This is a genomic window from Pontibacter sp. T17 (assembly GCF_057219875.1).
On sequence record NZ_JBXVVW010000002.1, the window covers coordinates 640227 to 665165 of the forward strand.

At 58.7% G+C, this 24939-nt stretch carries 15 protein-coding genes; 11 read left to right on the forward strand and 4 right to left on the reverse strand.

Going from position 1 to position 24939, the window contains the following annotated elements; all coding sequences use genetic code 11:
* Nucleotides 1-115 precede the first annotated feature (115 nt).
* Nucleotides 116-484, reverse strand: a complete 369-nt coding sequence (locus AC2D8O_RS10785; protein ID WP_484678825.1) for a hypothetical protein — start codon at nucleotides 482-484, stop codon at nucleotides 116-118.
* A gap of 533 nt (nucleotides 485-1017) precedes the next feature.
* On the opposite strand from AC2D8O_RS10785, the gene AC2D8O_RS10790 reads away from it, so the two are divergent.
* Nucleotides 1018-1917, forward strand: coding sequence for a TlpA family protein disulfide reductase (locus AC2D8O_RS10790; protein ID WP_484678826.1), 900 nt, complete (start codon nucleotides 1018-1020; stop codon nucleotides 1915-1917).
* A 28-nt stretch (nucleotides 1918-1945) separates the two neighbouring features.
* Here AC2D8O_RS10790 and AC2D8O_RS10795 read toward each other — a convergent pair whose 3' ends face one another.
* Complete coding sequence (locus AC2D8O_RS10795) at nucleotides 1946-3082, reverse strand: porin (protein WP_484678827.1); 1137 nt, start codon at nucleotides 3080-3082, stop codon at nucleotides 1946-1948.
* Nucleotides 3083-3353: 271 nt separating this feature from the next.
* On the opposite strand from AC2D8O_RS10795, the gene AC2D8O_RS10800 reads away from it, so the two are divergent.
* The 4 genes from AC2D8O_RS10800 (at nucleotide 3354) to AC2D8O_RS10815 (ending at nucleotide 7965) form a co-directional block, all read left to right on the forward strand.
* Entirely contained in the window at nucleotides 3354-4661 is a 1308-nt protein-coding gene (locus AC2D8O_RS10800; protein ID WP_484678828.1) for a carboxypeptidase-like regulatory domain-containing protein, read from the forward strand.
* A 26-nt stretch (nucleotides 4662-4687) separates the two neighbouring features.
* Nucleotides 4688-5938: a carboxypeptidase-like regulatory domain-containing protein gene (locus AC2D8O_RS10805; RefSeq protein ID WP_484678829.1), complete on the forward strand. Its 1251-nt coding sequence runs from the start codon at nucleotides 4688-4690 to the stop codon at nucleotides 5936-5938.
* A 73-nt stretch (nucleotides 5939-6011) separates the two neighbouring features.
* Complete coding sequence (locus tag AC2D8O_RS10810) at nucleotides 6012-7274, forward strand: peptidase associated/transthyretin-like domain-containing protein (RefSeq protein WP_484678830.1); 1263 nt, start codon at nucleotides 6012-6014, stop codon at nucleotides 7272-7274.
* Between the two features lie 157 nt (nucleotides 7275-7431).
* A complete protein-coding gene (locus tag AC2D8O_RS10815) occupies nucleotides 7432-7965 on the forward strand; it encodes a GNAT family N-acetyltransferase (RefSeq protein ID WP_484678831.1) in 534 nt (177 codons plus the stop codon).
* Between the two features lie 16 nt (nucleotides 7966-7981).
* Here the strand turns inward: AC2D8O_RS10815 and AC2D8O_RS10820 are convergent, their stop codons facing one another.
* The gene (locus tag AC2D8O_RS10820; protein ID WP_484678832.1) at nucleotides 7982-8425 is read right to left on the reverse strand and encodes a hypothetical protein; all 444 of its coding nucleotides are present in this window, start codon (nucleotides 8423-8425) and stop codon (nucleotides 7982-7984) included.
* A 337-nt stretch (nucleotides 8426-8762) separates the two neighbouring features.
* Between AC2D8O_RS10820 and AC2D8O_RS10825 the strand changes: the two genes are divergently transcribed.
* The 6 genes from AC2D8O_RS10825 to AC2D8O_RS10850 all read left to right on the forward strand — a co-directional run bounded on the left by AC2D8O_RS10825 (nucleotide 8763) and on the right by AC2D8O_RS10850 (nucleotide 19858).
* Nucleotides 8763-9458 carry a LytR/AlgR family response regulator transcription factor gene (locus AC2D8O_RS10825; protein ID WP_484678833.1) on the forward strand — a complete coding sequence of 232 codons (696 nt, stop codon included), beginning with the start codon at nucleotides 8763-8765 and terminating at the stop codon, nucleotides 9456-9458.
* A 173-nt stretch (nucleotides 9459-9631) separates the two neighbouring features.
* A complete protein-coding gene (locus tag AC2D8O_RS10830) occupies nucleotides 9632-14155 on the forward strand; it encodes a PAS domain S-box protein (protein ID WP_484678834.1) in 4524 nt (1507 codons plus the stop codon).
* A 36-nt stretch (nucleotides 14156-14191) separates the two neighbouring features.
* The gene (locus tag AC2D8O_RS10835) at nucleotides 14192-16054 is read left to right on the forward strand and encodes a sensor histidine kinase (protein WP_484678835.1); all 1863 of its coding nucleotides are present in this window, start codon (nucleotides 14192-14194) and stop codon (nucleotides 16052-16054) included.
* Nucleotides 16055-16069: 15 nt separating this feature from the next.
* Nucleotides 16070-16465 (forward strand): response regulator, encoded by a 396-nt coding sequence (locus AC2D8O_RS10840; protein ID WP_484678836.1) that lies wholly within the window; start codon nucleotides 16070-16072, stop codon nucleotides 16463-16465.
* Nucleotides 16466-16522: 57 nt separating this feature from the next.
* Entirely contained in the window at nucleotides 16523-18298 is a 1776-nt protein-coding gene (locus AC2D8O_RS10845; protein ID WP_484678837.1) for a SpoIIE family protein phosphatase, read from the forward strand.
* A gap of 72 nt (nucleotides 18299-18370) precedes the next feature.
* On the forward strand, nucleotides 18371-19858 hold the full coding sequence (locus tag AC2D8O_RS10850; RefSeq protein ID WP_484678838.1) for a sensor histidine kinase: 1488 nt from the start codon (nucleotides 18371-18373) through the stop codon (nucleotides 19856-19858).
* A gap of 228 nt (nucleotides 19859-20086) precedes the next feature.
* Here the strand turns inward: AC2D8O_RS10850 and AC2D8O_RS10855 are convergent, their stop codons facing one another.
* Entirely contained in the window at nucleotides 20087-24874 is a 4788-nt protein-coding gene (locus AC2D8O_RS10855) for a PAS domain-containing protein (RefSeq protein WP_484678839.1), read from the reverse strand.
* Nucleotides 24875-24939: the final 65 nt, after the last annotated feature.

Sequence of the window (24939 nt, forward strand, 5' to 3'; positions counted from 1 at the left end):
ACCTAATTAGTATTAACCAAAAAGCAATCAAAATATGATCCGCTATTGCTAGAATAATGAAATATCATTAATCTAAAAATATATCAAACTAAAATTAATTTTATCGCAATTTTAATTATGATATAGTATATGGCTCCTCAAATACTGGTTTCCATCTAAAATCTGAGGTATTGATAACATAACTCAAATCCGCTAAATCTACTATCTTATTATCAGACGTATATCGGTACAACTTAAATAAACGGGTTCCTGTAATATTATTTGTACCAACAGACTTTAACTCGCCCTTCATTTCCAAATGCTCCATAACTCCCCTAATAATTTTACCATCCTCAGAAACCACACTATCTACTCGTATCTTATCTAACAATGATTTAGACGCCTCAACCAACGCACACTGTGATTCAACATTCACTGTTGAGAAGTAAAAAACTCTCAGTTCAGCTACCGCATTCAAAATTTCATCAAGTTTGTTTATTTCCATGAGTTGAGGATTTACAATTTTCACACGCAATCTTAGCAAAAAAACAAATCTACACAAATGGGAAAGAAAAGGATATAGCAAAACGGTTATCCTACCCCCCTCCACCCCTCAAAAACCGTCTCAAAATCTTGTCTCAAAAACGGGGAAAAACGCTACTTTAGGGCTCTGTTCGGGCCCGCTGAGGGCGTTTTGAGGCACTGGCGACTGTCCTACTCCCGCAACTAATACCTACACACCGGCTACAGTGCCGGTGTTGTCATTTATGGCAAGTGGGCGCGGCCTACCACAGCAAAACACCACGCTACTACATCCTGTGCTACGGGTGAACACCACCGGCGCCCGTCGCCTCAACTGACCCATCGCTTTCCCTGCCCTGTAAGTAGCACGCCCTGCCGCACCGCAGGGCGTGCGGCGTTTAGGAGCTGCAGAAACCAACCGTGCTCACGAATCACTTATCGAAACCTCTCCCCGCGCAAACGACACCAATCGCCCCACTCAGTTGTAAAAGAATTTACACCTACCTCTTTCTGGCCATGCGATTCCTCTGTCTCTCGCTCTTCCTGTACCCCACCACTGCCGCTGCACAGTGGGTGCTGAAAGCGCCAGCAAATGCAACACTCGCCTCACAGCGGATACGCACCCCATCCAACATCTACAACTGGACCTCCCGGGGCGACTCCCTCTATCTCCAGCAGGAAGGACCGCCGCCAGCATCCATACAACTCATCACCGTGGAGTCGTCCGGGCGCCTTCGGCCTACTACCCCTCCATTATTGCTCCAGGCGGCAGCAAGTGAACTGACTGTCGCAGAGGGCACTCCCCGGCTATACCCCGCCCACCCGGCACAAGGCCTCTCAGACTCACTCCACCAGCTGGATCCTACAGCCGGACTCACATTGGCGCTACAACGACTGCCCGAGATTCCCGCTGTCTATTTCTTGCAGCAAAACAGAGCAGCACTCCCCGCCCCTACCCTTCAGACGGTAGCAGCCCGGCTTGCCACCGCTACTGATGCCACCGCCCTGATGTTACGCGCATACGCCGCAGCCAGTGCCCTCGAGGCCCCACGCACAGGCCAGCCCCTGCCGGTACGCCAGGTGCCAACCACCACTTCCGACACCCTACCCCTCGCAACTGAAGGCAAACGCACCCTTGTGGCACTCCTGAGTGCGGGCTGCGGCTTCTCGCTGGCAAGCCTGACCGAACTGGATGCGTTAGCGCAACAGCCTGATCTGGCCATCGTGCGGGTATGGACCGACCCCGAACTCTCTGACAAGGCCAGCCGAGACGACCGCTGGGACCGCTACGGATACCTCCAGGCAGCCCTTCGCTACAAAGTCTCGCCCAGTTTCTTCCTGCTGGACACACAAGGTCGGCTCCTCCGCCAATGGACCGGATACAGAAAAGGCAGTCTGGTCAAAGCCCTGAAGTAAGCTGTCCTGCTGTATCGGCAAAAGCCCCCTAGAACCGGGCCGCCAGGCTCGCCGTTACGAACTGGTTGACGCGGCCGGGGTTGCCATCACGGTCACGGAACTGCTTCTCCGGCGAAGCCAGCAGCCGGTATTCCAGCCGAAAGCGCACGTTGTCGGCGGGCGTGAAGTCGGCCCCCACTGAGCCGCCATAGGCCGTGAAGCCCGGCACACCGGCAGCCCGGCTCGCAATCAGCACACCCTGTGCATCGCGGAAGTACTCCACCCGGCCCGAAACCGCCCAGTGATCCGCCACCCGGTACCGCGCCATCGCGTTGGCCGTGAACCATATATCCGCTGACCGCCCATCCCGATACTCCTGTCGGCCTATGTCGAACAGCGCCAGCACTTCCATACGCTCGCCCGCCTGCCACCACACATACATATCTGAAAACCAGCGGTAGCCGCGCCCATTGTCTGAAATACCTGCGCTGGTATCTGCGGCCACCTGCTCGCTGCCCGCATAGGTGCTCCAGTTCAGCAGCAGACGGCTGTGGGGTTTGTATTGCAGCTGCGTCGCCACGCTCTTTGCCCCGTTGTTCTCCCGGATGTTCTGCCAGCCGTTCAGCACAAACACCGCCAGTGTCAGCTTGTTGCTCAGTGGGTACGTCAGCTTGGCTCCCGTCACGTAGTAGGGTGAGTTCTCCGCGCTCAGCGACCGCGTGTAGGTCAGCTGGTCCAGACTGATGGCGCCCTCGTAGCCATACGGCGACGGCAGCACCCCGGCGTCCAGCCACAGGTCGTCGCTTTTCAGCAGCTTCACCCCCACGCTGGCCTCAAACAGGTTGCGCAGGCCCACAGGCTCGGCGGCGTAGTTGGCCTCGAAGTACGTACCGAAGCCCAGCGCCAGACGGCCACGCACCCGCTCTGCACTGTACAGCGCGTCCAGCATCGCCAGGTTTACACTGAACTCGTTGTGGCGGTTGCTGCTGTAGAAAAACGGCTGCCGATTGCCCGGCTCCCTGCGTGCCAGGTCGTAGCCATAGTAGCCATCCACAATGAAGTGCAGCGACAGCGTATTGCCACCTGCATTGCGCAGAGAGTCACCCCGCACGTCCTGCGCGTGCAGGCTCAGGGCGTGTGACAGCAGAACCCACAACTGGAATGATAACCAGGCGCGCACATTCATACGGCAAGATTAGCGAACTAGGAAAGACAAACCGCGCTACTGGAGCTGGGTGGGTGCCGCCGGGCAGGGCGCGCCTTGCGGCACACATGCGACTTATTCTAACAGGTCATTTTTAGCTCATTAATAAGAGCAGGTCCGCACCCTCGTCGCCAGGCCCATCCCCAACGCTGGTTATGAATGAATTAGCAACCAGAGAAACAACCACCCCACCCCCCCTAATGCAACTTTTTACAGGTGCCACCCCTCTTTAATAGGTAACCCATCTGTTGATATGCGCCGTCTATCTGCCCGTCACCTGCCGTTTGCGCTGGTCATTGCCCTGCTGCTTGTCCTCGGTACGCATGTTGTGGCCCGTGCACAATCTGCCACCACGCCCGCTCCGCCCATCACTGGCGGCACGGTCACAGGCAGCGTCACCAGTCCTGATGGCCCGGTGGCCTTTGCCCAGGTGGGCATTGTGGGCCAGCAGCAGGGCACCCTCACCAACGACGAAGGCCGTTTCTCGCTGGCGGTAGACACCTGGCCCGCCACACTGGTGGTGCGCTACCTCGGCTACCGCAGCGATACGCTGCGCCTGACCAAAGCCCCCGCCGGCGCCGTCACCCTTACCCTCCAGACCGCCGACATCCAGTTGAGCGAGGTAGTCATCACCGATGTCAACTACGGCCTTCAACTGGCCCGCAAAGCCTTCGAACGGCTGAAAGACAGCCTGAAGACCGGTGACCCCACCACCGTCTTCTATCGTATGTTTGCCTATGCCGACAGCACCTGTCTGGAAGCCCACGAGGTGTTTACCGAAGGAGAAGTTCGGCCCCACCAGCTGGACTCGCTGACTATCGTGACGGGCCGCTATGCCCGCCTCACCGCCGACGAAGCCGAGGGCAAGCCCCCAGTGCGTTTCAACGGACTGTTGAAACTGGCACGCCTGCCTTACTACTATCCTTATGCCGGAGGAAAAAACCTGGTGCCTCTCTCGCCCGACGGGCTGGAGTTCTTCCGGTTTGAATACAAGGGCAGCATTACCCAGGATGGGCGGGCGCTGGGCAAGGTGGCCTTTCAGCGTAGCGGACGGAACAAACGCCCAGGTGCGGCCTCGGGCGTCCTGTACATCGACGAACAGACGGGCAACCTCTTTCGCATCGAAAGCGAGCTTACAGGCATCATCAATACCTCCTTTCTACTAAAGGAAAACCAGGGCCTGCCCTGGATCCACTATGATTTCCGGCCCGACGCCGACCGTACCGTTCTCGCCAGCATCAGCAGCGGGCTGGCAGTGGAATACCGGTTTCTGGCGAAACGGAGCCTCATCCGGGCGCAGGCGGTATTCCTGCTGCTGCCGGGCCTGCCTCCGCAGCTGAAAGCCAAAGCCACCGAGCGCCAGAAGGTGCTGCTGGCCCTGAGCAAACGCCCCCTCACCAAAGAAGAAAAGGCACTGACAGGCGAGCAGCTGCTGATTCGACTGGCAGGCTACGACCCGGCATTCTGGACCTACTCGGCAGCCGTCATCACCCCAACGCCCAGCCAGGCTGCGGCACTTGCCAACTTCGAGAAACAGGGTAAATTCAGCCGGGCTCAATAGCCCTTCTCAGTTACCCTGTTTCTATTATGCGTGTTGCTTTTCTTCGCTGTCTGCTGCCTCTTCTGCTGGGGGTGGTTACCTGTGCCTACGGCCAATCGCAGTTTGTACAGGGGTTGGTGCAGGGCCCCGATGGCGCCATTGCGTTTGCCCAGATCGGCATACTGGGGCAGCCTCGCGGCACCCTCACCAACGAGGAAGGTCGCTTTGTGCTGGGGGTAGATGCCTGGCCCGCCACACTGGTGGTGCGCCATCTGGGCTACCGGAGCGACACCCTGCGCCTGGCAGCGCCCACAAGCGAACCTCTGCGTATACAACTGCAAGCCAGCGACATACAGCTGAGCGAAGTGGTGATTACCGAGCGTAACTATGGCATGCTGCTGGCCCGCAAAGCCCTGAACCGCCTGCAGAAAGCGAACAAGGCGGGCCGACAGGACGCAGCCGTGTTCTTTCGGATGTTTGGCTACAGCGACACCGTATGCGTGGAAACGCACGAACTGTTTGCCCAAAGCCGACGCCAGGCCGACGCTCTGGCACCTCTGGAAGCCATCACCGGGCGATATGGCTATCTTACCGAGGCCGAAAGCGGACAGCCCGACCTGCGGCTGGAGCAGTTTTTCCAGCTGGGGAATATGCCCTATGCCTACCTGAAGAAGAATGCCGCCTTCTGTATTCCGCTGTCGCCCGACGGCCTGAAGCAGTTTTATTTCACCTATGAAGGCAGCCTGCGGCAGGATGGGCGCTCGCTTGGGAAAGTGGCCTTCAAGCGGGCGCCAGGCGTGCGTGGACCCGGTTATTCTCAGGGCCTGCTGTTCATAGACGAGGAGACGGGCAACCTGCACCGGGTAGAAGCCGACCTGTATGACATGGTAACGCTGCTGTTCCAGATCAAACGTGAGACGGTGCGGCTGCACATGGACTACAGTTTCAGGCCCGAAGGCGACTACACCGCACTGGACAACATCCAGGCCCGCTTTCAGGGAGCATATGTGGTGCAGGGCAAGACCGGACAGATAGACGTGCAGTCGGTGTTTCTGGTGCTGCCGGGGCTGCCGGAAGCGTTGGCCCTTAAAGCACGGGAACGACGGAAGCTGATGGCAAAGCTGAATAACCAGCGCCCTACCGCCGAAGAGCAACAACTGACGGAAGACCAGCGGCTGATTCGCATGGCGGGATATGACCCGGCGTTCTGGCAGCATGCGGGGCAGACCATCGCGCCCACACCGACACAGGCCCGCCTGCTGGCCGACTTCGAGCGGCGGGGCAAGTTTGACAAGTGACGCAGAGTTTCTTACCCTCCTACTTTGAAATACCCTATAATATGGCATAATTGGCGCCAAAAGAAAAGATTACATGACTATTTTATCCAGATTTCTGGCGATTGCTACCCTGTTTGGTGCCCCATATTTACTCTCAGCCCAATCACCCCAACTCCTTTCCGGAATTATCCGACAAAACGGTGAACCAGCTCCTTTTATCCGCGTGCAGACACTTGGCCAATCGGACTGGACTTACACGAATATGGAGGGCATATTTTCACTTCCTGCACCAGACACCTCTTTGCAACTTGTCATAGGCGCAATCGGCTATCAAACTGATACTGTTGCGATTGAGAACCTCAAGGACACCGTCCAACTGAGTATCGAGCCTCAGATGCGTGAGTACGGAGAAGCATCTCCGGATTATGGAAAAAAATTGGTTGAGAAGTGCCTAACTCGACTATTGGACTCTATTGGCATATCACCACGTACGGGGGTAATGTTTCAGCGCCTTTTGCTGCTGGATGGGACAAGCCCGCTCAAGCTTCAAGAGCTCTTTGTCGAAGCCAGTATCAGTCCCTGGAAAATTCGCTCTAAAGGCGTTATCAGCGCACGTGAAGGTTGGGTGCCGGTCAAAGATGCGCGCATTCAAAGCATGGTGGATATGGCTGATCCCAATGATATTCTGATTACAGACTTTGTTGTGAGCGATGCAAAAGATAAAGACCCGGCGCCTCTTTCGGTGGCTACAAAGGATTACTTTACCTATTCTTATGAAGGCGCATTGATGTTTCAGGGGAGAAAGCTGGGGTTTGTCACTTTCAATAGAATCAAGCCTTCCGGCCGTAAAGGATACATCAGTGGCTTAATCGTAATTGACGAGGAAAGTGGTGACCTATATCGCCTGAGTGGAAAATTATACCCACCAAGTGTCATTGGCGTAGACGAGGATGAGGTCGAAGCGGCTCAGGTGCAGGAATTCCGGCTGGTAGGGGGCCGAAGCTCACTAGAGCTCCAGGTATTCCATGTCAAAGTTCCATTCAAATTTCTGGGGCTAAAGGCAATTATCGAATCGCTACAATGTGTCGTAGTTAAAGAAGGGCTTCCCACCGAACTGGCCCAACAGATTGCCACCCGCGAAAGTCTTAAGGCAAAGCTTCCGCCTGTCAAAAAGCGGCTGCAACACATGCGCCGGATGTCTGACACTTATTACCTGGGCGTAACTTTAGCACCTTATGATGCCTCATTCTGGAAAGCTCGAGCGTACCTGTTTACCCCACTGAAAGATGAGATCCTACTGATGGATAAACTTGATGAGTACGGGCTTTTCAATAGACGCTGGAATGGCGTAGATTGAAACACATGGGCAGCTGGGCAAGTTTGGGATGTGATGCCATAAGTGCAGTTAACTGCACATTTTGATCCAGTCGACGGCCCCAGCCAGGCCTAAACTGCTAAATGAGCACCTAAATACACATTCGTCACTAAGCCCGCCAGCCGCGTATCTTCGGGTAATGGCTGCCTCTCCTACTTTAACGCTGCGCCGCGTGACGCCTGCCGATGTACGCGCCCTGCGGCAGGTAAGTATTGACACCTTCGAGGAGACGTTTGCGCACCTCAACAGCCCTGCCGACATGGCCGCCTTTCGTGAGCAGCAGCTGTCGGAAGCACGGCTGCTGGCCGAAGTGAACAACCCTGACTCGGCCTTCTACTTCGCCGAACTGGACGGTATCGTGGCGGGCTTCCTGAAGCTGAACTTCGGCAGCGCCCAAACCGAGCCCGACCATGCCGGCACCGTGGAGATCGAGCGCATCTATGTGCGCAAGGCCTTTCAGGGGCTGCGGGTGGGTTACAAACTGTATGAATACGCGCTGGCGGTGGCACAGGAATGCCGCGCGCCCTATCTATGGCTGGGGGTATGGGAGCACAATGCCAAAGCCATTGCCTTTTACGAGCGCTTGGGCTTTGTGGCGTTTGGACAGCACGACTTTGTGCTGGGCAGCGACGTGCAGACCGACCTGCTGATGAAGCGCGAACTGGCCGACTGACCCGCGGGGGCTGTGATCAGCGGCGCAGGGGATGAGCGGGCTGCGGGGCGGCACCCGTGCGGGGCGCGGCAGCAGGGGAACCCGCGGGCGGAGACATGCCCTGCATCGTGTGAGCTGCTGGCAGGGCGGCAGGTTCTGCGTTGGGGTGTGGTGGGCGTGGCGCAGAGGCTTTCTCCTGCTGACGGGCTTCGCGGGCCTGCTCCCGGGCTTCCTCACGGGCTTCCTCACGGGCTTCTTCGCGCAGCTGGCGGTCTACCTGCCGCGAGAGCTGTGCGCACAGGCGCGTTTGCGAAGCACAGAGCTGCGAAAGCTGGCGGAGTGTGCGGAAATCGGTGGCGGAGACGTCGTCAGCCGCCTCAAGCTTTTCTTCCAGCAGGTCGACGCGGTTGTTGAAGAGGGTTTCGAGGCGCTCCTGCAGGCGGAGGGCGGAATGGAGGAGTTCGGCGGTGAGGCTGTGCATATGAAGCGCAACATCCGAGGGCGTTCTGGGAGGGACAAGCGGCGGCGACAGAAAGTCGGAAACATACCAGCTCAAACGACCGCCGAAAACTTTGCCACCTTAATAGATGTATAACCATTCTAAATCATCCAAAAGCAGGAAAAGTTGAATTCGCCACCCGTTATTCGCTACTCAGCACTCAAGCAACATCCCAAAGCCCTAATTGTTATAATATTTACCTGACACGACTCGCCTCATACTCAACCTGCTACTAATCTTACCGAAATTTGAGTAGCAGATATGAGATGAATCACCCAAAATAGGCTATAGCCAGGCCCGTTACTGGCTAACTTTCATCATGCTCCAATGCCTCCTCGTCGACGACGATCCAGCCGCCAGCTTACTCCTGACCACCCTGGTAGAGGACAATCCGGAGCTGCAACTATCCGGGGCGTTTGCTACCGCCGAAGAAGCCCTTCGCTTCCTCCGAAGCCACCCCGTAGACCTGCTTCTGCTAGATATAGAACTGCCCGACTTTTCTGGCTTTGAGCTACTGCAAACACTGGCCAGCCCGGTGCAGGTCATTGTCATCAGCAGCAAATCAGAGTATGCGGTCCGCAGTTTCGATCTGCACGTGTCTGACTTTCTGCTGAAACCAGTCACCAAACCACGCTTCCTGCAAGCTGTGCACCGTGTGCTGGAAGACCGCGCCAAACAACAGCCCAAAACCGATGACGCACTCAAAAGCGTTTTCATCCGGCAGGACCGCCAGTATATCCGCGTCGAGGTAGCCGCCATCCAGTGGCTCGAAGCCGATGGCAATACCGTAAAAGTCCACACCCGCGACAAGGAGTATCTCGTGACAACACCCCTTCGCGAGCTCGAGAACCTCCTGCCCCAGGAAACCTTCCAACGGGTGCACCGCTCGTTCGTCCTCAACCTCAGGGCCATAGACCTGCTGCAACCCGGCATGGCCGTGGTTGGCAACAAGGTGGTCCCCGTCAGCAAAAGCAGCATGCCCGTGCTGGAGAAGCGCCTCCGCATGATTGACTGAAAACTACATCCATTCAGACCCAAATCTGTTCCATTCAGACTGTCTAACCAGCCAATGAGACAGTAAATCCAGCGCCAGCGGAGCCGAGAGCCGTACTTGCCATCGTACTGAAAGCCAACACCCACCAGCTTCAGACGATCAACAGCTACAGGAACCTCTCAACCCCGACTGCCATGGATACCCCCTCTCTTCTCCAGAACGAGCCTCGGCTCGAGACGCTGCTGGCCGAACTGGCCGAACTGAAGCGCGACAAAGACGAACTGGAGCGCAAACGGTATATCGACGCCAGTCTGGCCCGCTTTGCCCAACTGATGCGCTGGCAGGTAGGCCAAACCCTCGAAGCCTGGGCGCAGCAGCTCCTCATCGAGCTCATTGGCTACATCGACGGCTTACAGGCGTCGCTCTATCGCCTCAATGAAAACGGCGACTCGCTGGAGTGGGTCGGGGGGTATGCCTGCCCAGAGCAGGTACGCAAGCGGCTGGCAATTGGCGAAGGGCTGGTGGGCCAGGTAGCCCGCACTGGTCAGCCCCACTACTACGACGAGCCCGGCGCCTTTGAGGCCTACACCTATTCCAGCCTTTCGCAGCTGGAAGCAAAAGTACTGCTCATTCAGCCGCTCATTTACAACGAGAAGGTGGAAGGGGTATTGGAAATCAGCAGTCTGCATCCGTTGACAGCCGGGCACCAGGAGCTTATCCGCGCCCTCAGCGAGTCGCTGGCCGCCAACCTCAGCAGCATCGGCAGTCAGGTGGTAATGCAGCGTCTCTACCGCGAGGCACAGGACACCACCCAACGGCTTCAGGCACAGGAAGAGGAAATGCGCCAGAACCTGGAAGAACTGGAAGCCACCCAGGACGAAATGCGCCGCGTGCAGGGCGAATTGCAGGTGCGCCAGGAGCAGTTCCGCAAGATGGCTGACAGCGTGCCTGGCGTCATTTTCCAGCTGCGCCGCATGGCCGATGGCCGTGCCGAGTTCCTGTATGTATCCGGCGGCAGCCGCCAGGTGCTGGAGCATACTCCTGATAACCTGCTCGGCAACAGTAACCTCTTCTTTGAACTGGTACACCTGGAAGACCAGGCCGGGCTGCAACAAGCCCTCAATGCCAGTGCCACCCAGGCGCAGGAACTCAACTGGGATGGTCGCCTCCGCTGGCAGGATGGCCGTCTGAAGTGGGCCCGTATCGAAGCCTATCCCGAACGTGAGGAAACGGGCGCAACGGTCTGGAATGGTGTCCTCTATGACATCACAGAGCAGAAGGAAATAGAAGTGGCCCTGCAGAAGCAGAATGCCGAGCTGGAACAGCAGCAGGCCCGCCTGAAGCAGAACACCGACGAGCTGGAACGCACCCAGCAGGAAGTTCGCCGCATCAATGCCGAAATACAGAGCCAGATGGACGCCATCAGCAAGAGCTCGGCCATGATCGAGTTTACGCCCGACGGCACCGTTGTCACGGCCAACGACAACTTCCAGCGTATCTGTGGCTACACTCTGGGCGAGCTCAAGGGCAAGCACCATTCCAGTTTCGTGCCCAAAGCGCACGCCAACAGCCAGGAGTACAAAGACTTCTGGGCGGCCCTTCGCCGCGGCGAATACCAGCACGGCGAGTTTGAGCGCCAAAACGCCGCTGGCGAAACCTTCTGGATCATGGGCAGCTACAATCCCATTCTGGGCAGCGATGGCAAAGTGACCAAGGTGCTGAAGTTCTGCACCGACATCACCGAGCAGAAGCTGCAGCAGGAGCAGGTACGCCAGGCGCTGGAAGAAGTGCAGGCTGCCGAAGAGGAACTGCGCCAGAACGCCGAGGAACTGGAAGCCACCCAGGAGGAAATGAAGCGGATGAACCTGGAAATGCAGGGCCGCCTCGAAGCCATCAACCGCTCCAGCGCCGTGGTGGAAATGAGCCTCGATGGCCAGATTCTTTTCGCCAACGACAACTTTCTGTCAGTTGTGGGCTACACCCTGCCCGAGGTACAGGGCCAGCACCACCGGATGTTCGTCAGCGACGAGCTGGCCGAATCGGCCGACTATGCCGCCTTCTGGGCCAAGCTGCAAACCGGCCAGTATGTGGCAGGTGAGTTTCAGCGCAAAGCCAAGGATGGCCACGCCATCTGGATTTACGGCAGCTACAACCCCATTTTCGGCAACGACGGCAAGGCTTACAAGGTGATGAAGTTCTGCAACGACATCACCGAGCAGAAGGCCCAGCAGGAAAAGGTTCGCCTGGCCTACGACGAACTGCAATCGGCTGAAGAAGAACTGCGCCAGAACGCCGAAGAGCTTCAGGCCAGTCAGGAGGAGATGAAGCGTCTGAACCTGGAGATCCAGGGCCAGCTGAACGCCATTCACCGCAGCACCGCCGTCATCGAGTTCGACCTCAATGGCACCATCCTCTTCGCCAATGACGCCTTCCTGAAAGTGGTGGGCTATGCAGCTGACGAAGTGAAGGGCCGCCACCACCGCCTGTTCGTTGACACTGCCTATGCCACCACACAAGGCTACCGCGATATGTGGGATACCCTCCGCCAGGGCGAATTCGTGCAGGGCGAATTTGAGCGCGTGGGCAAAGACGGCAAACGCATCTGGATTGTCGGCAGCTACAACCCCATCATGGGCACCGACGGCAAGCCTTACAAGGTGATCAAGTTCTGCACCGACATCACCGCCCAGAAGAACCAGCAGGAGCAGCTGCGTCAGGCCTTTGAGGAAATGCAGGCCACTGAGGAAGAGCTGCGCCAGAACATGGAGGAAATGCAGGCTGCGCAGGACCAGATGGCCAAGATGCAGGTAGAGCTCCGCGGCCAGATTGCTGCCCTCAATAACGCCGCCATTGTATCCGAAGCCAACCTCGCCGGCGACATCATCTTCGCCAACGACGAGTTTGTGCGCCTGGCCAAGTACACCCGCGAAGAACTGATAGGCCAGAACCACCGCATTCTGAAGAGCGGCCACCAGCCCGACGAAATCTTCCAGGACCTGTGGCGCACGGTATCGCGCGGGCAGGTATGGCGTGGCGAGGTGAAGAACCGCGCCAAGGACGGCACCTACTACTGGGTGGCTGCTACCATCACCCCTGTCATCGGCCCCGAAGGCAAGCCCATCAAGTACATCGGTGTGCGCTTCGACATCACGGCCCTGAAGGAGAAAGAAGAAGCCATCAACAAGATGCTGCAACAGGCGCAGGCTGCTGAGGAAGAGCTGCGCCAGAACGCCGAAGAACTGGAAAGCACGCAGGAGGAAATGCGCCGCATCAACCTTGAGATTCAGGGCCAGCTCACGGCCATCAACCGCTCCAACGCAGTAGTGGAACTGAGCCTCGACGGCACCATCCTCAGTGCCAATGCCAACTTCCTGGCCGTCACAGGCTACCGCCTCGACGAGATTGAAGGCCGCCCGCACAGCCACTTTGTCCCTGCCGACTATGCCCGCAGCGCCGAGTATCAGGCTTTCTGGGACAAGCTCCGTGCTGGCGAATACGTAGCTGGCGAGTTTGAGCGCGTGGGCAAAGGCGGCCGCAAGGTTTACATCTGGGGCAGCTACAACCCCATCTTCGGGGCCGACGGCAAGCCCTACAAGGTCACCAAGTTCTGCAACGATATCACCGAGCAGAAGGCCCAGCAGGAACAGCTGCGCAAGACCATGGAGGAGGTGCAGGCAGCCGAAGAGGAACTGCGCCAGAACGCCGAAGAACTGGAAGCCACTCAGGACGAAATGAAGCGTCTGAACCTGGAGATGCAGGGCCAGCTGAGCGCCATCAACAAGAGCACCGCTGTGGTGCACCTGGATATGGACGGCATGGTACAGGACGCCAACGAACTGTTCCTGAGCATCCTGGGCTACACCCGCGAGGAAGTGGTGGGCCGCCACCACCGGGAGTTCGTACCCGCCGACCAGCGCGAGGGCCTCGAGTACAAGAACTTCTGGATGATGCTGCGCAACGGCGTCTTCCGCTCGGGCGAGTTTCGCCGGGTGGCCAAGGACGGCACCGAGATATGGATTGTAGGCAGTTACAACCCCATCATGGGCCCCAACGGCAAGCCCTACAAGGTCATCAAGTTCTGCAACGACATCACTGCCCAGAAGATGCAGCAGCAGGAGGTGCGCGCCATGCTGGAACAGGTGCAGGCCGCCGAAGAAGAGCTGCGCCAGACCGCCGAGCAGAACCACGCTGCACAGGAGCAGCTGCAACGCGTAAACCAGGAGTTCCAGCACCAGTGGGGCGCCCTCCAGCGCATCACCCCCATGGTGGAGCTCACCGCCGAAGGCCGCATTGCCACCTGCAACGACCTCTTTGCCCAACTGGCTGGCTATGACAAAGCCACCCTCCTGGGGCAGGCCATCGGCCACCTGCTTCCCGACACCGACTTTACCCTGCTGAGCCAGAGCCTCCGCCTGGGGCAGACCATCCACGGCACCTACCACGTCAGCGTGTCATCGGGCGGGCAGACCTGGGTAACCGGCGGCTTCTCGCTGGTGCCGGCTACCGACCGTCGCCCGGCCCGCATCTTCTTCACCTGTCAGACGGTGGGCGCACCTTCGTCGCAGGAAGAAGAGCTGTCTACTGCCCTGCGCCTGGCCGAGCGCGGCCTCACCGAGCAGCAGCAGGAAATAGCCCAGCTGCGCGCCGAGCGCGAACTGCTGGCCCGCCAGCTGGCCGACTGCCAGCGCGGCAACAACGCCACCGACGCCACCCTCTAAGGCCCTTCATTCCCCCACCCCAACCAACCTACCGCCATGTTTACCGACGGACACACCCCCGCCGCTGGCGACAACGGGAATGGCAGAGCCCCCGCCGTAGACGCCGCCGTAAAAGCTCTGGCCCAACTGGTGCACACCAATGGGAACGGCAACGGAAATGGCCACTACGCCCCGGCGCAGTCCAACGGCCACCACCCCGAACCCAGCACTCCTGCCCGGCAGGTGGCGCTGGACCGCAACCACCTGGAACAGGCCCTGCGCTGGCGCGAAGGCACCCTGCTCTCCACCTGGGCCTCTGACGCCATGCAGGAGTTGGCCTCGGCACTGGCCGAGTGGAAAGTGCTGCAGGCAGCCTTCTACCAGCACATGGAGGCCACAAGCAACCGCCCCGCACACCTGCAACTCATCGGGGGCTATGCCCTGCCACCTGATGCACCCCGCGAGGTAGGCATCGGAGTGGGCGTAGTGGGCCAGGCAGCCCTCTCCTTCCAGATGAAAGCCTACGACCTGACCACCAGTGGCAGGGCCCGGGGCGAAGCCAGCCTGTTCGCCATCCGTGCGTCGTCGCTGGTGGTGTACCCCATGGTGCAGAACGACCTCCTGCTGGGCGTGTTTGAGTTCAACACTCTTTATCCCATTCCCGCCCACGAGCTGGAACAGGTGAAGCCCCTGCTGCGTGTCATCAGCCAGCTGTTCCACACCATCCGCAGCCAAACACGCATTCAGGAACTGCTGGAAGAGGCCAACGCCCGCAACAGCCAGCTGGAAGCCCAGGAGACCGTGCTGAAGCTGAAGATCGAAGAGCTGAACCGCATACAGCACGAGCTGCTGGACGCCCGCAGCGAACTGGAACTGAACAACCAGCAACTGGAAACCCGTATCCAGGAGCGCACCGGCGAGCTGGAAGAAGCCATTCACAGCCTGCGCAATGCCCAGAGCCAACTCATCATCTCAGAGAAAATGGCCTCGCTGGGTACGCTCATCGCGGGTGTGGCCCACGAAATCAACACGCCGATTGGCGCAGTGAAGGCCGCCGCCACCAACGTACTCGACATCATGGGCGACTTCCTGCGCCAGACCGAGACGCTTATGGCCAACCTGCCCCACGAACTGAAGCCCAACCTGCACGACGTTGTCACCTACTTCCTCGAAAACACCGAGCTGCTCTCGGCCAAGGAAGAGCGCCAGAAAACCCGCGCTTTCACAAAAGCACTGGAAGGCATGGGCCTATCCAACGCCGATCTGCTGGCCGAGGAACTGGTAGTGGCAGGTTACTACGGGGCGCTGGAGCCGCTGAAGCCGCTGCTGGAATCGGACATGGCGCGGCAGGTGCTGCTGTACATCCGCAATCAGGGCCTGCTGTTCCGCAACCTGCGCAACATCCTCGTGGCCGCCCAGAAGACCAGCAAGGTGGTGATTGCCCTCAAGAGCTACACCCACACCTCGCATGCCGAAGAGCGCGTACCGATGGACCTGCGCGAGAACATCGAGACGGTGATGATTCTGTATCACAACCAGCTGAAGCAGGGCATCACGGTGCAGTCGCACTTCGACGATGTCCCCTCCATCATGGGCAACCCCGACGAGCTGAGCCAGGTGTGGACCAACCTGATCCAGAACGCGGCCCAGGCCATGAACTCGCAGGGCAACCTCACCGTGAGCCTGTACAACCGCGGCACCCACGCCGAAATCCGGGTACAGGACAGCGGCAAAGGCATCCCGCCGGAAATCATGGCCCGCATCTTCGAGCCCTTCTTCACCACCAAGGGCCGCGGCGAAGGCACCGGCCTGGGCCTCGATATCTGCCGCAAAATCGTAGAGAAGCACAAAGGCAAAATCTACGCCCAGAGCCAGCCCGGCCAAACCGTCTTCATCGTTGAAATTCCCTTCCAAGCCTAACCCCGCACTCCTGCCATGAACAAGCGCCCTGTCATCCTGTGTGTCGACGACGAGCAGATCATCCTCGACACCCTTTCGTCGCAGCTGCGGCTGGCCTTCGAGGGCCGCGTAAAGCTAGAAACCGCCTCGTCGGTAGAAGAAGCCTGGGAAGTGATTGAAGAACTGAAAGAAGACGGCCTGGACCTCCGGCTCGTCATCTCCGACTGGCTGATGCCGCCCCACCGCGGCGACCAGTTTCTCAGCGACCTCCACGCCACCTGGCCCGATGTGAAACTGGTGATGCTCTCAGGCCAGGCCGACGAGGACGCCACCGAGCGCGTCAAGCGCCTGAGTTCGCTGATGGCCTTCCTGCGCAAGCCGTGGGACAAAGAAGAAATCATTGCCCTGGCCAACTCCGTGCTGGCTGCCTGACCCAGCGTTTCTACACACCCTGCTGTTATCTCCTGCCCCTATTTAACTGCCACCGCCATGAACAAGCCCTATATCATCTGCGTGGACGACGAACCCACGGTACTGGAGTCGCTGCTGACACAACTGCGTGCGCATCTGGGCAGCATGTGCCTGTATGAAGGCGCCCAGAGCGGCGAAGAAGCGCTGGAGCTGCTGGACGACATCATTGGCCGTGGCCACGAGGTAGCCGTCTTCATCTCTGACCAGATGATGCCCGGCCTGAAAGGGCACGAGCTGCTGGCCATTGTGCACAGCCGCCTGCCCGACACCGTGAAGGTGCTGCTGACGGGCGTAACCACCACCGAGGAACTGGGCCGCGCCGTCAACGAAGCCAAGATTTACCGCTACATCGCCAAGCCCTGGGAGAAACTGGACCTTCAGATGACCGCCGAAGAGGCCCTGAAGACCTACCTCCAGCGGCGCGAGATCGAGTCGTACACCCTTACGCTCGAAAGTCTGGTGACTGCCTCGCAGCTGATGGTGAAGGAAAACTCGCTGGAGAGCCTCACGATGGGCATTCTGAAGCACCTGCAGGACGCAACCGGCGCCGACCGCGGCGGCATTCTCATTTTCGACGGCCATGAGCCCATCAGCCAGCTCTTCTATGACCTGTCGAAGAAGCCCTTCCCCTACACCGACGACCGTGAGGCCTTCCCCACCACGCTCTTCGAGGTAGCCAGCTACTGCGACGACACCCTGCTGATTCTGAACCCGGACAACTGCTCGCTTATCAAGCCGTCGTATGTGCAGCAGTACAACCCCAAGAGCATCTGCTGCAAGCCGCTGTACCACAACGAGCGCCTGTCGGGCGTCATCTACCTGGAGTCTACCCGCCAGAAGAACTTCTTCCACAAGGGGCGCCTGCGCTTCGTAGAGCTGCTGGCCATTGACGCCAGCCTCAACATCGAGCGCATCAAGATGATCCTGAACCTGGAGCGCACCATCGCCGACCGCACGGCCGAGGTCAGCCGCCAGAAGCAGATCATCGAAGCGAAGTCGCGCGACCTGCTGGACAGCATCACCTACGCCTGCCGCCTCCAGAACAGCCTGATGGAGCCCGTGGAGGTCATCCGGCCCGTGTTCCCCTCTGCCTTCGTGTACTACAAGCCCAAGGACATCATCAGTGGCGACTTCTACTGGTTCAAGGAAACCGAGCAGCACGTGCACTTTGCCGTGGTAGACTGCACGGGCCACGGCGTGCCCGGTGGCATGCTCTCGGTGATGGGCCTCAACCTGCTGAACCAGATAGTACTGGACCAGGAAGTGCACGTGCCTGGCACCGTACTGGAAGGCCTCAACCGCCACTTCACCACCCGCATGGGCAACAACAGCGGTGGTCAGCGCTATTACGACAGCATGGACGTTGCCCTCTGCTGCTTCGACAAACACACACAGCAACTGGCGTTCGCTGGAGCCAAGCGCCCGCTCTTCCTGCTACGTGGCGGTGAACTCATCGAATTCAAGGGCGACAACTACGCCCTGGGTGGCAGCCCCCTGCACAGCGAAGACGCCTATGCCTTCGACACCAAATTCATCAATATGCTGCCCGGCGACCGCGTCTTCATCTTCAGCGATGGCATCACCGACCAGTTTGGCGGCAACCGCGACAAGAAGTATTCCTCGCGCCGTCTGCGCGACTTCCTGCTCCGCACAGCCACCATGCCGCTGGACGATGTGCACAGCGCCCTGGAACAGGAGCTGGAAGACTGGCGCGGCGACAACGACCAGACTGACGACCTCCTCCTCATTGGCCTGGAATTTCCCAACGACGACAACAAACGCCAGGCCGCCTGATCCTGCCACTTCCCTGCTTCTGACGCCCCTCTGTTACACTCCATTTTCGGAACCTCTCAACCTCTCTAAGCCATGTTACGCTCCAACCCCAGCTACGACGACACTGCCCACAAGCGCAACCTGCTGCTGGCAGAATCGGCAACCTTCTCCGGCATCGATCGGCTGGTGATTGTCAACCCAGACCTGATGATCCTGCGGCACTACGTGTGTATCACCCCTGGCGAAATCAACTATGACAACCACCGCGTTGAGGGCAGCAGCATACTGGAGCATTGCAGCCGCGCCGAGATACCCGCCCTGCGCGAGCTGTTCAAGCGGGTGTTTGCTGGTGAGCGCCTGCACCAGATTGCCCAGGTGCGCGATGAAGGCAATACCCTGTGGCTGACCGAATATTACCCGATGTACGGTGGTGATGGCCGTATTGTGGCAGCTGCCTGCGCCGCCCGCCGCCTGGAACATCCCATCCGGCAAACGACGGCCGTGCCCTTCATGCCCACAGGCCAACCGATTGAATGCAGCCCGGTAAGCCACACACCCAACCTGGTGCGGCCAGAAACCGCCCCGCAGCCCGACAACACCCAGGCTCTGGCCGACCGCCTGCTCCGTAGCGAAAAGTATGGGGTAATGGGCCGTCTGCTTGCGGGCATCATTCACGAGCTGAACACGCCGGTGGGGGCCATCAACGGCGCCACCGACAACCTGCTGGAATTCAGCACCCACCTGCCCTCGCGACTATCGCTGGCCCGGGCCGAACTGGGCCCCGAAGGCTTTGATCTGCTGGAGTATCTGCTGAGCGTGGTGAACCTGCAACCGCTGGAAATGGACTCCAAAACGAAGCGCGCACGCACCCGCGCCGTAGAAGCACACCTGGCCGAACAGGGCCTGGACAACCTGATGGAGCAGGCCGACCGACTGGCTGAGCTCATGAACCCCGACGACATCCCTACCATTGCACGGCTGCTGAAGCGCCCCGGCGCCTTCCCGGCCCTGCAGATCGCCGGCCTCTTCGGGCAACTGCGCCGTACGGCTTCCTCTTTGCGCACCTCGGCCCAGAAAGCCACCAAGTGGGTCAACAGCATCAAGCAGTATACCCAGAACAGTGACAGCGCCATTGAGTTGGTAGAGCTGAACCACAGCCTGCAACAGATGCTGCTGGTATATCACAACCGCATCAAGTATGGTGTGCAGCTACAGGTGAACCTGCCAGGCTCGGTGCCTGTAAAAGCCAACCCCGGTCAACTGGCGCAGGTGTGGTCGGCGGTGCTGGCCCATGTGCTGGATGCCATGCAGGCCAAAGGTCAGCTGGAGGTGAGCAGCCAGGTGTACGACAGCAACGTGAAAGTGCTGATACAGCACGATGGCGCGGCCTTCAGCGACGAACTCATCGCCAGCCTCAGCGCCCCGATGATACCCGCCGAAGCCATCGCCGACACGGAAGGCGGCATCACGCTGGGTTATGCCCAGCAGCTGCTGGCCAAATGGAAAGGACTGCTGAGGAGTGTAACAATCGACGGCCGCCACGGGCTGGAAATTCACCTGCCAATAGCGCCCGTAGGCTGATATCAAAGGGCACTATCCTGAAACAGCCGGAAGCTGGTGAAGAGGGTTATCAGCTCCTGCCGGATAGTCTGAAAGAGGCCCGCCTTTGGTGCGGGCCTTTTTCATTTGGGAACCGTGCTGTTGGCAGCATTTTCGGCCCAATACATCAGGAAAGTATGGCAATGGGCCACACAAAACCGGCAAACATTCGGGCAGCGGCATTCCCTGCCTGCAATGGCGGCAGAAGCCTTACAACTGGCTATCCAGAAACTGCAGAAAGCTGGTGCAGATCGCAACCAGTTCCTGCCGGGAGGTCTGCGTGAGGCCAGCTTTGGTGCGGGTCTGCTTTTTTGCCCGGGTTTCCAGGTCGTCGAGACGGGTATCGGAGGCCAACTGGTAGTAAACCGGACGCAGCTTGTGCAGGTCGCTCAGCAGTTCCTCGGGGTTCAGCGGTTCCTGCGCCAGCAGTTCCAGCACGTGGGCAGTGAGGGCTCGGGTGTGCTGCAGGTACATCTGCTGGCGTTCGGCGTTGCCGGCAAACAGCTCTTCGAGGCTGGCTAGAGAATACTGGCGGTCGCCCTTGAGTTTGGTTTTGGGAGCCTTGGCCTTGCGGGCACTGGGCTTGGCACTGGCCGCAGCCCCTTCGCGGCTCACGATAATCTGCGACAGGGTTTCTGACAGGGCATCGAGGCCGAAAGGCTTCACGAGGTAACGATTGGCGCCAAGGGCATAGGCTTTGCGGCGGTCTTCATCCCCAGCAAATGCCGAAGCGGCTACTATTTGCTGCACATGATACTTACGGGGATGCTTGCGCACCTCGGCTATTACCCCAAAGCCATCCAGAATGGGCATGCGCAGGTCTACCAGCAGGGCGTCGAAGTCCTCTTTGGTGAGCCATTCCAGGGCCTCCTGGCCATTGCCGACGATACGATACTCCACTTTCAGCTGCTTCAGCAACTCGGCTACGAGTATCTGATTGGCCGGATAGTCTTCGGCTACCAGCACACGGGCACCTTCCAGCGACTTGCGTTCGCGGGCCACTACCGGGCGCTCTGGTGCGGGGGCTTCCGCCGACCGATACGGGATGTGAATGGTAAACTGTGTGCCCTTGCCCACCACCGACTGCACCGCTACCGTTCCCCCCATGGCCTCTACAAGGCTGCGCACAATGCTGAGCCCCAAACCTGTGCCTCCAAACTTGGGGGCAGTAAAGAGCGAAGCCCGGCTGAAGGCCTCGAACAGGTAAGGCACGTGCTCGGACGGGATGCCGATGCCCGTGTCGGCTACTTCAAACTGCAGCTTCTTCTGCTCGGCCAGATAAGTGGCCTTCACCTGAATGCCGCCAGTGGTAGTAAACTTGATGGAGTTGTGGAGCAGGTTGCCCAATACCTGTTGCAGGCGCACATTGTCGCCGGTAAAGAAATCCGGGAAACCGGGCTGTACCTGAAACTTGAGCTGAAGGCGCTTCTTGCGAGCCATCGGAGCAAACAGTTCCTGCAGGCGTTCGATGAGCAGGGCGGTTTCGATAGGGTCGCTGTGGAGGGTGATTCCCTCGTTCATAAAGCGCGAGATACTGAGCAGGTCGTTCATGATGGCCTGCAGGGTGTGCGCGCTGTCGAGCAGACGGTTGAGATAACCCTTCTGGCGGCCAGTCATGTGCTCCTGCCCAATGAGCTCGGCAAAGCCGATGATACCATGCAAGGGCGTACGGATTTCGTGGCTCACGTTGGCCAGAAACACCTCGCGGGCCTTGCTGGCTTCTTCAGCGCTGCGCTTGGCTTCCAGCAGCTTGTTCATCATCTCCACGTTCTCGGTAACGTTGAGGCCCACACAGAGTACTTCATCGTAGCTGCCGTCGGGCTTTTGGATGGGAATGAAGTAATGATCGAACACGAGGCCCCAGTAGGAGTAGCGCCCCCGCACCAGACGGCCTTCCAGGGCCTGCTGCACCTCGTACTGGCTACCGGGCACCAGTGCGTCCAGTGGCTTGCCGATAATCTGGGCCGGCGTGAGATCCACAGCCGCAAGCGTCTGCCCTCGCGAGAGCAGCACCTCACCGGTACGGTTCACGAGATAAATGATGCCCGGGAAGTGGTCTACTATGTAGGTAAGCTGCTGTTGCAGTTCGTAGAGTTTGCGCTGGTTGGCTTTTTCTTCGGAGATGTCTTCCAGCACTTTCAAGGCGAAGATTTCGCCCGCGGCATTTCGGACAGGCACCCCATGATAGCGGTAGCGGCGGCGCTTGCCACGGTCTACCACTTCGAGGTCTTCGCCAAAAATGTAGGCCCCCCGCAGTGCCGCCTCGCTGGGGTAACGATCGAGCGGAAACGGCTCTTCGGTGTCAGCGACGTAGGACTCGGGTATCTCGCGGCCTGAGGTGGCGAGCATGCCGTGCTCTACCAGCACTTTCATGTGGGTGCGGGCAAAGCGGTTGGCGAAGAAGAAGGTGCGCGAGTCGTTGCCAATGAGGATACCCAAGGGGATCTCGTCGAGGAAGGTCTGGAGCTGGCGGTTACCGGCTTCCAGCTTTCGGGTCATCTCGTTGAGGGCATCGATGTTGAGCTGAAGGGCCTGCTCTTTCACCCGCAATTCACCTATGAGGCGGTCCAGTTCCTGCTGCTGCTCCACCTGCCGTGTGAGGTCGAACATAATGCCGATATGGCGCAGTACATTCCCTTCGAGGTCAAAGATGGGGGTGAAGGTTGTTTGCAGATAGACGGGCCGCAGCTCCTTGTGCTGTTTGATGAGCATGCCGCGCCAGGGCTTTTTGCTGGAAATAGTGAACCAGAGATCTTCAAAATGAGAGCGATCATGGTAGGGTGAGCTCAGCAGATATTCCTGGTCTTTGGCATAGACTTCTTCTTTGGGGAAGCCGACGATTTCGGAATAGAGGTCGTTGAGGTAGACGATGTGGCCAGCGGCGTCGAGCTCCATAACGATGGCCGAGTTGTCGAGCGCCCGCAGCCGGCCTTCCAGTTGCTTCTGTACCTCGCGCAACTGCTTCATGTAAAACTCGTTCTGCTGGTTCAGGTCGGCCAGCTCGTTGCGCTGCTGGCGCAGCTTGGTCACCATCTGGCGCAGGCGTTGCTGGTGGGTGCGGTCTTTGTCGATATCGATCATGGCACCCAGCAGCTTCATCGGCTCCTGATTCGACCGGCCTGCGAGCTTAATGGTAATCTGCCGGAACCAGCGATAGATACCCATCTTGGTGAGCAGCCGGATTTCGGAAGTATACTCGGTGATGTCGGGGTTGGAGATGAACTCCACCCAGTCCTGCGCCATACGGGCGTAGTCGTCGGGATGCAGCGAATCGCGCCAGGCAGAGATGAAAATGGCCAGTTCCTCCTGCGAATGAAGGCCGAGCGCCGAGAGATACTGGTCGTTGACCTTCATGGACGCCGGGCTTGGGTACTGCTCGCCAGCCTCCATTTCCATTTCGAAAATGCCTTCGCGAATGGCACGGCTGAGCGTCTGATACTTAAGCAGTGCGGCTTCCAGGTCCATCTGCCGGTTCACCTCCTGTGTCACATCGCGCGAGTGCTTCACTACCCCTACCACATCGTGGGCCGAGTTGCGCAGGGGTGTGTACTGTATGTCGAAATGGATGGTGCCGGAGCGGTCGGGCGACGGATAGCTGGTACGAATGGTGAAAGCTTCGCCCCCCAGTGCCCGGTCATAGATGTCCTTGAAGTAGACCTTGTGCGGCTCCAGCATGAGATCAAAGACGCTCTGCCCCACAGTTGGTGGCAGCTTCTGCGAGTCCATGTAGTCGTACCACGACTGATTGAATGCCAGCAGCCTGTACTCGCGGTCGAATACGGTGATGTAGTCGCTGGTGGCATCGAGGATGGTGCGGTTGAGATTGGCGGCACTCTCTGCCTTCCGGGCCAACTCTATCAGATGGGTGATGTCGCGGGAGGAAGAACAGATGGCGATAACCGCGCCAGATTTGTCACAAACCGGTATGTACTCATGCTCCAGCACATGAATGCCGTCCGGGAAAGGATATTCCTTCTGATAGCTGAAATGCTCGCCCCGCAAGCCTCTATTCAGCAGCTCATAGGCTTCATCCCGAATTTCCGGCACCAGATACTCCAGCACATTGCGGCCCTGCTGGGGCTCCATACCCAAATGTCGCACGAGGTCGGCCCAACGGGAGTTGTAGTTCATCACTCTGAGGTCGGGCGACACCACCACCATCCAGGCATCGAGGCCATCTGACACACTGGTGAGGATGTTGTTGGTCCACTCCACCTGCTGCTTCTGGGTGCGGAGTTCGTCGTTGAGCGATTGCAGGGAGTCGAGCATGGCCTCCAGCTCTTCCGAGTTCTGGGCCAGTTCTTCTACCGCCTGCTGCAACTGGTCGTTGGATTCCCGCAGCTCTACGTTTGCGGCCTGCAGGCTTGACTCCAGCTCTTTTTCATAGGAAATGTCGTAGCAGAGAAAGAGAATACGGGAAATCTGCCCGGCGGCATCCACAATGGGGGTATAAGCTCCTTTTACCCATCGTTCTTTGCCATTGGCGCCCAGCCGCACAAACTGGCCTGCCACGGTTTGTCCTGACAGCAGCCGCTGCCAGAACTCATTCTCCGGCTGGCCCTGGTCCTGCTCCAGCAGGTACTCGCGGCGGTTATGGCCGATCATCTCCTGCGGCGCATATCCAGCAAAGCGGGCAAAGAGAGCGTTTACATACTGAATCTGCCCATCGAGCGAAATCTCCGCGACACCAATGGGCTGATCTGATAGCTGGTGGAGATCATGTTGCTGGCTATCGGCATCGGGCGGAAAGTCTTGGTGCAGGCTGGGAATGGCCGACACGAGATAGGCCTCGGCGCCACCGCCGGGCTGTGTCATTGGCTGCCAGGACAACTGGAAGAAATAGCTTCCCAGCGTGAGGCTGGGGCTGGCTTTAGGGGGAGGCAGCAGGCGAACCGCCGCCAGGGGCGCGGCTGAACCGAGCAACGCTTCCAATTCGGATGCGTACGAAAGCAGATGCCCGTCGCGGCCAACCAGCAGATGATAAACCTGTTGCGCCATGCAAGAGAGGAAAGACCATCATTTTAGTAAAAAATAGCCCACTCTTGACACCGCAACCTGCCAAT

Excerpts from the sequence above, each read along its gene's own strand:
- AC2D8O_RS10785 (WP_484678825.1), bottom strand. The coding sequence starts at position 484 with ATGGAAATAAACAAACTTGATGAAATTTTGAATGCGGTAGCTGAACTG.
- AC2D8O_RS10790 (WP_484678826.1), top strand. The coding sequence starts at position 1,018 with ATGCGATTCCTCTGTCTCTCGCTCTTCCTGTACCCCACCACTGCCGCT.
- AC2D8O_RS10795 (WP_484678827.1), bottom strand. The coding sequence starts at position 3,082 with ATGAATGTGCGCGCCTGGTTATCATTCCAGTTGTGGGTTCTGCTGTCA.
- AC2D8O_RS10800 (WP_484678828.1), top strand. The coding sequence starts at position 3,354 with ATGCGCCGTCTATCTGCCCGTCACCTGCCGTTTGCGCTGGTCATTGCC.
- AC2D8O_RS10805 (WP_484678829.1), top strand. The coding sequence starts at position 4,688 with ATGCGTGTTGCTTTTCTTCGCTGTCTGCTGCCTCTTCTGCTGGGGGTG.
- AC2D8O_RS10810 (WP_484678830.1), top strand. The coding sequence starts at position 6,012 with ATGACTATTTTATCCAGATTTCTGGCGATTGCTACCCTGTTTGGTGCC.
- AC2D8O_RS10815 (WP_484678831.1), top strand. The coding sequence starts at position 7,432 with ATGGCTGCCTCTCCTACTTTAACGCTGCGCCGCGTGACGCCTGCCGAT.
- AC2D8O_RS10820 (WP_484678832.1), bottom strand. The coding sequence starts at position 8,425 with ATGCACAGCCTCACCGCCGAACTCCTCCATTCCGCCCTCCGCCTGCAG.
- AC2D8O_RS10825 (WP_484678833.1), top strand. The coding sequence starts at position 8,763 with ATGCTCCAATGCCTCCTCGTCGACGACGATCCAGCCGCCAGCTTACTC.
- AC2D8O_RS10830 (WP_484678834.1), top strand. The coding sequence starts at position 9,632 with ATGGATACCCCCTCTCTTCTCCAGAACGAGCCTCGGCTCGAGACGCTG.
- AC2D8O_RS10835 (WP_484678835.1), top strand. The coding sequence starts at position 14,192 with ATGTTTACCGACGGACACACCCCCGCCGCTGGCGACAACGGGAATGGC.
- AC2D8O_RS10840 (WP_484678836.1), top strand. The coding sequence starts at position 16,070 with ATGAACAAGCGCCCTGTCATCCTGTGTGTCGACGACGAGCAGATCATC.
- AC2D8O_RS10845 (WP_484678837.1), top strand. The coding sequence starts at position 16,523 with ATGAACAAGCCCTATATCATCTGCGTGGACGACGAACCCACGGTACTG.
- AC2D8O_RS10850 (WP_484678838.1), top strand. The coding sequence starts at position 18,371 with ATGTTACGCTCCAACCCCAGCTACGACGACACTGCCCACAAGCGCAAC.
- AC2D8O_RS10855 (WP_484678839.1), bottom strand. The coding sequence starts at position 24,874 with ATGGCGCAACAGGTTTATCATCTGCTGGTTGGCCGCGACGGGCATCTG.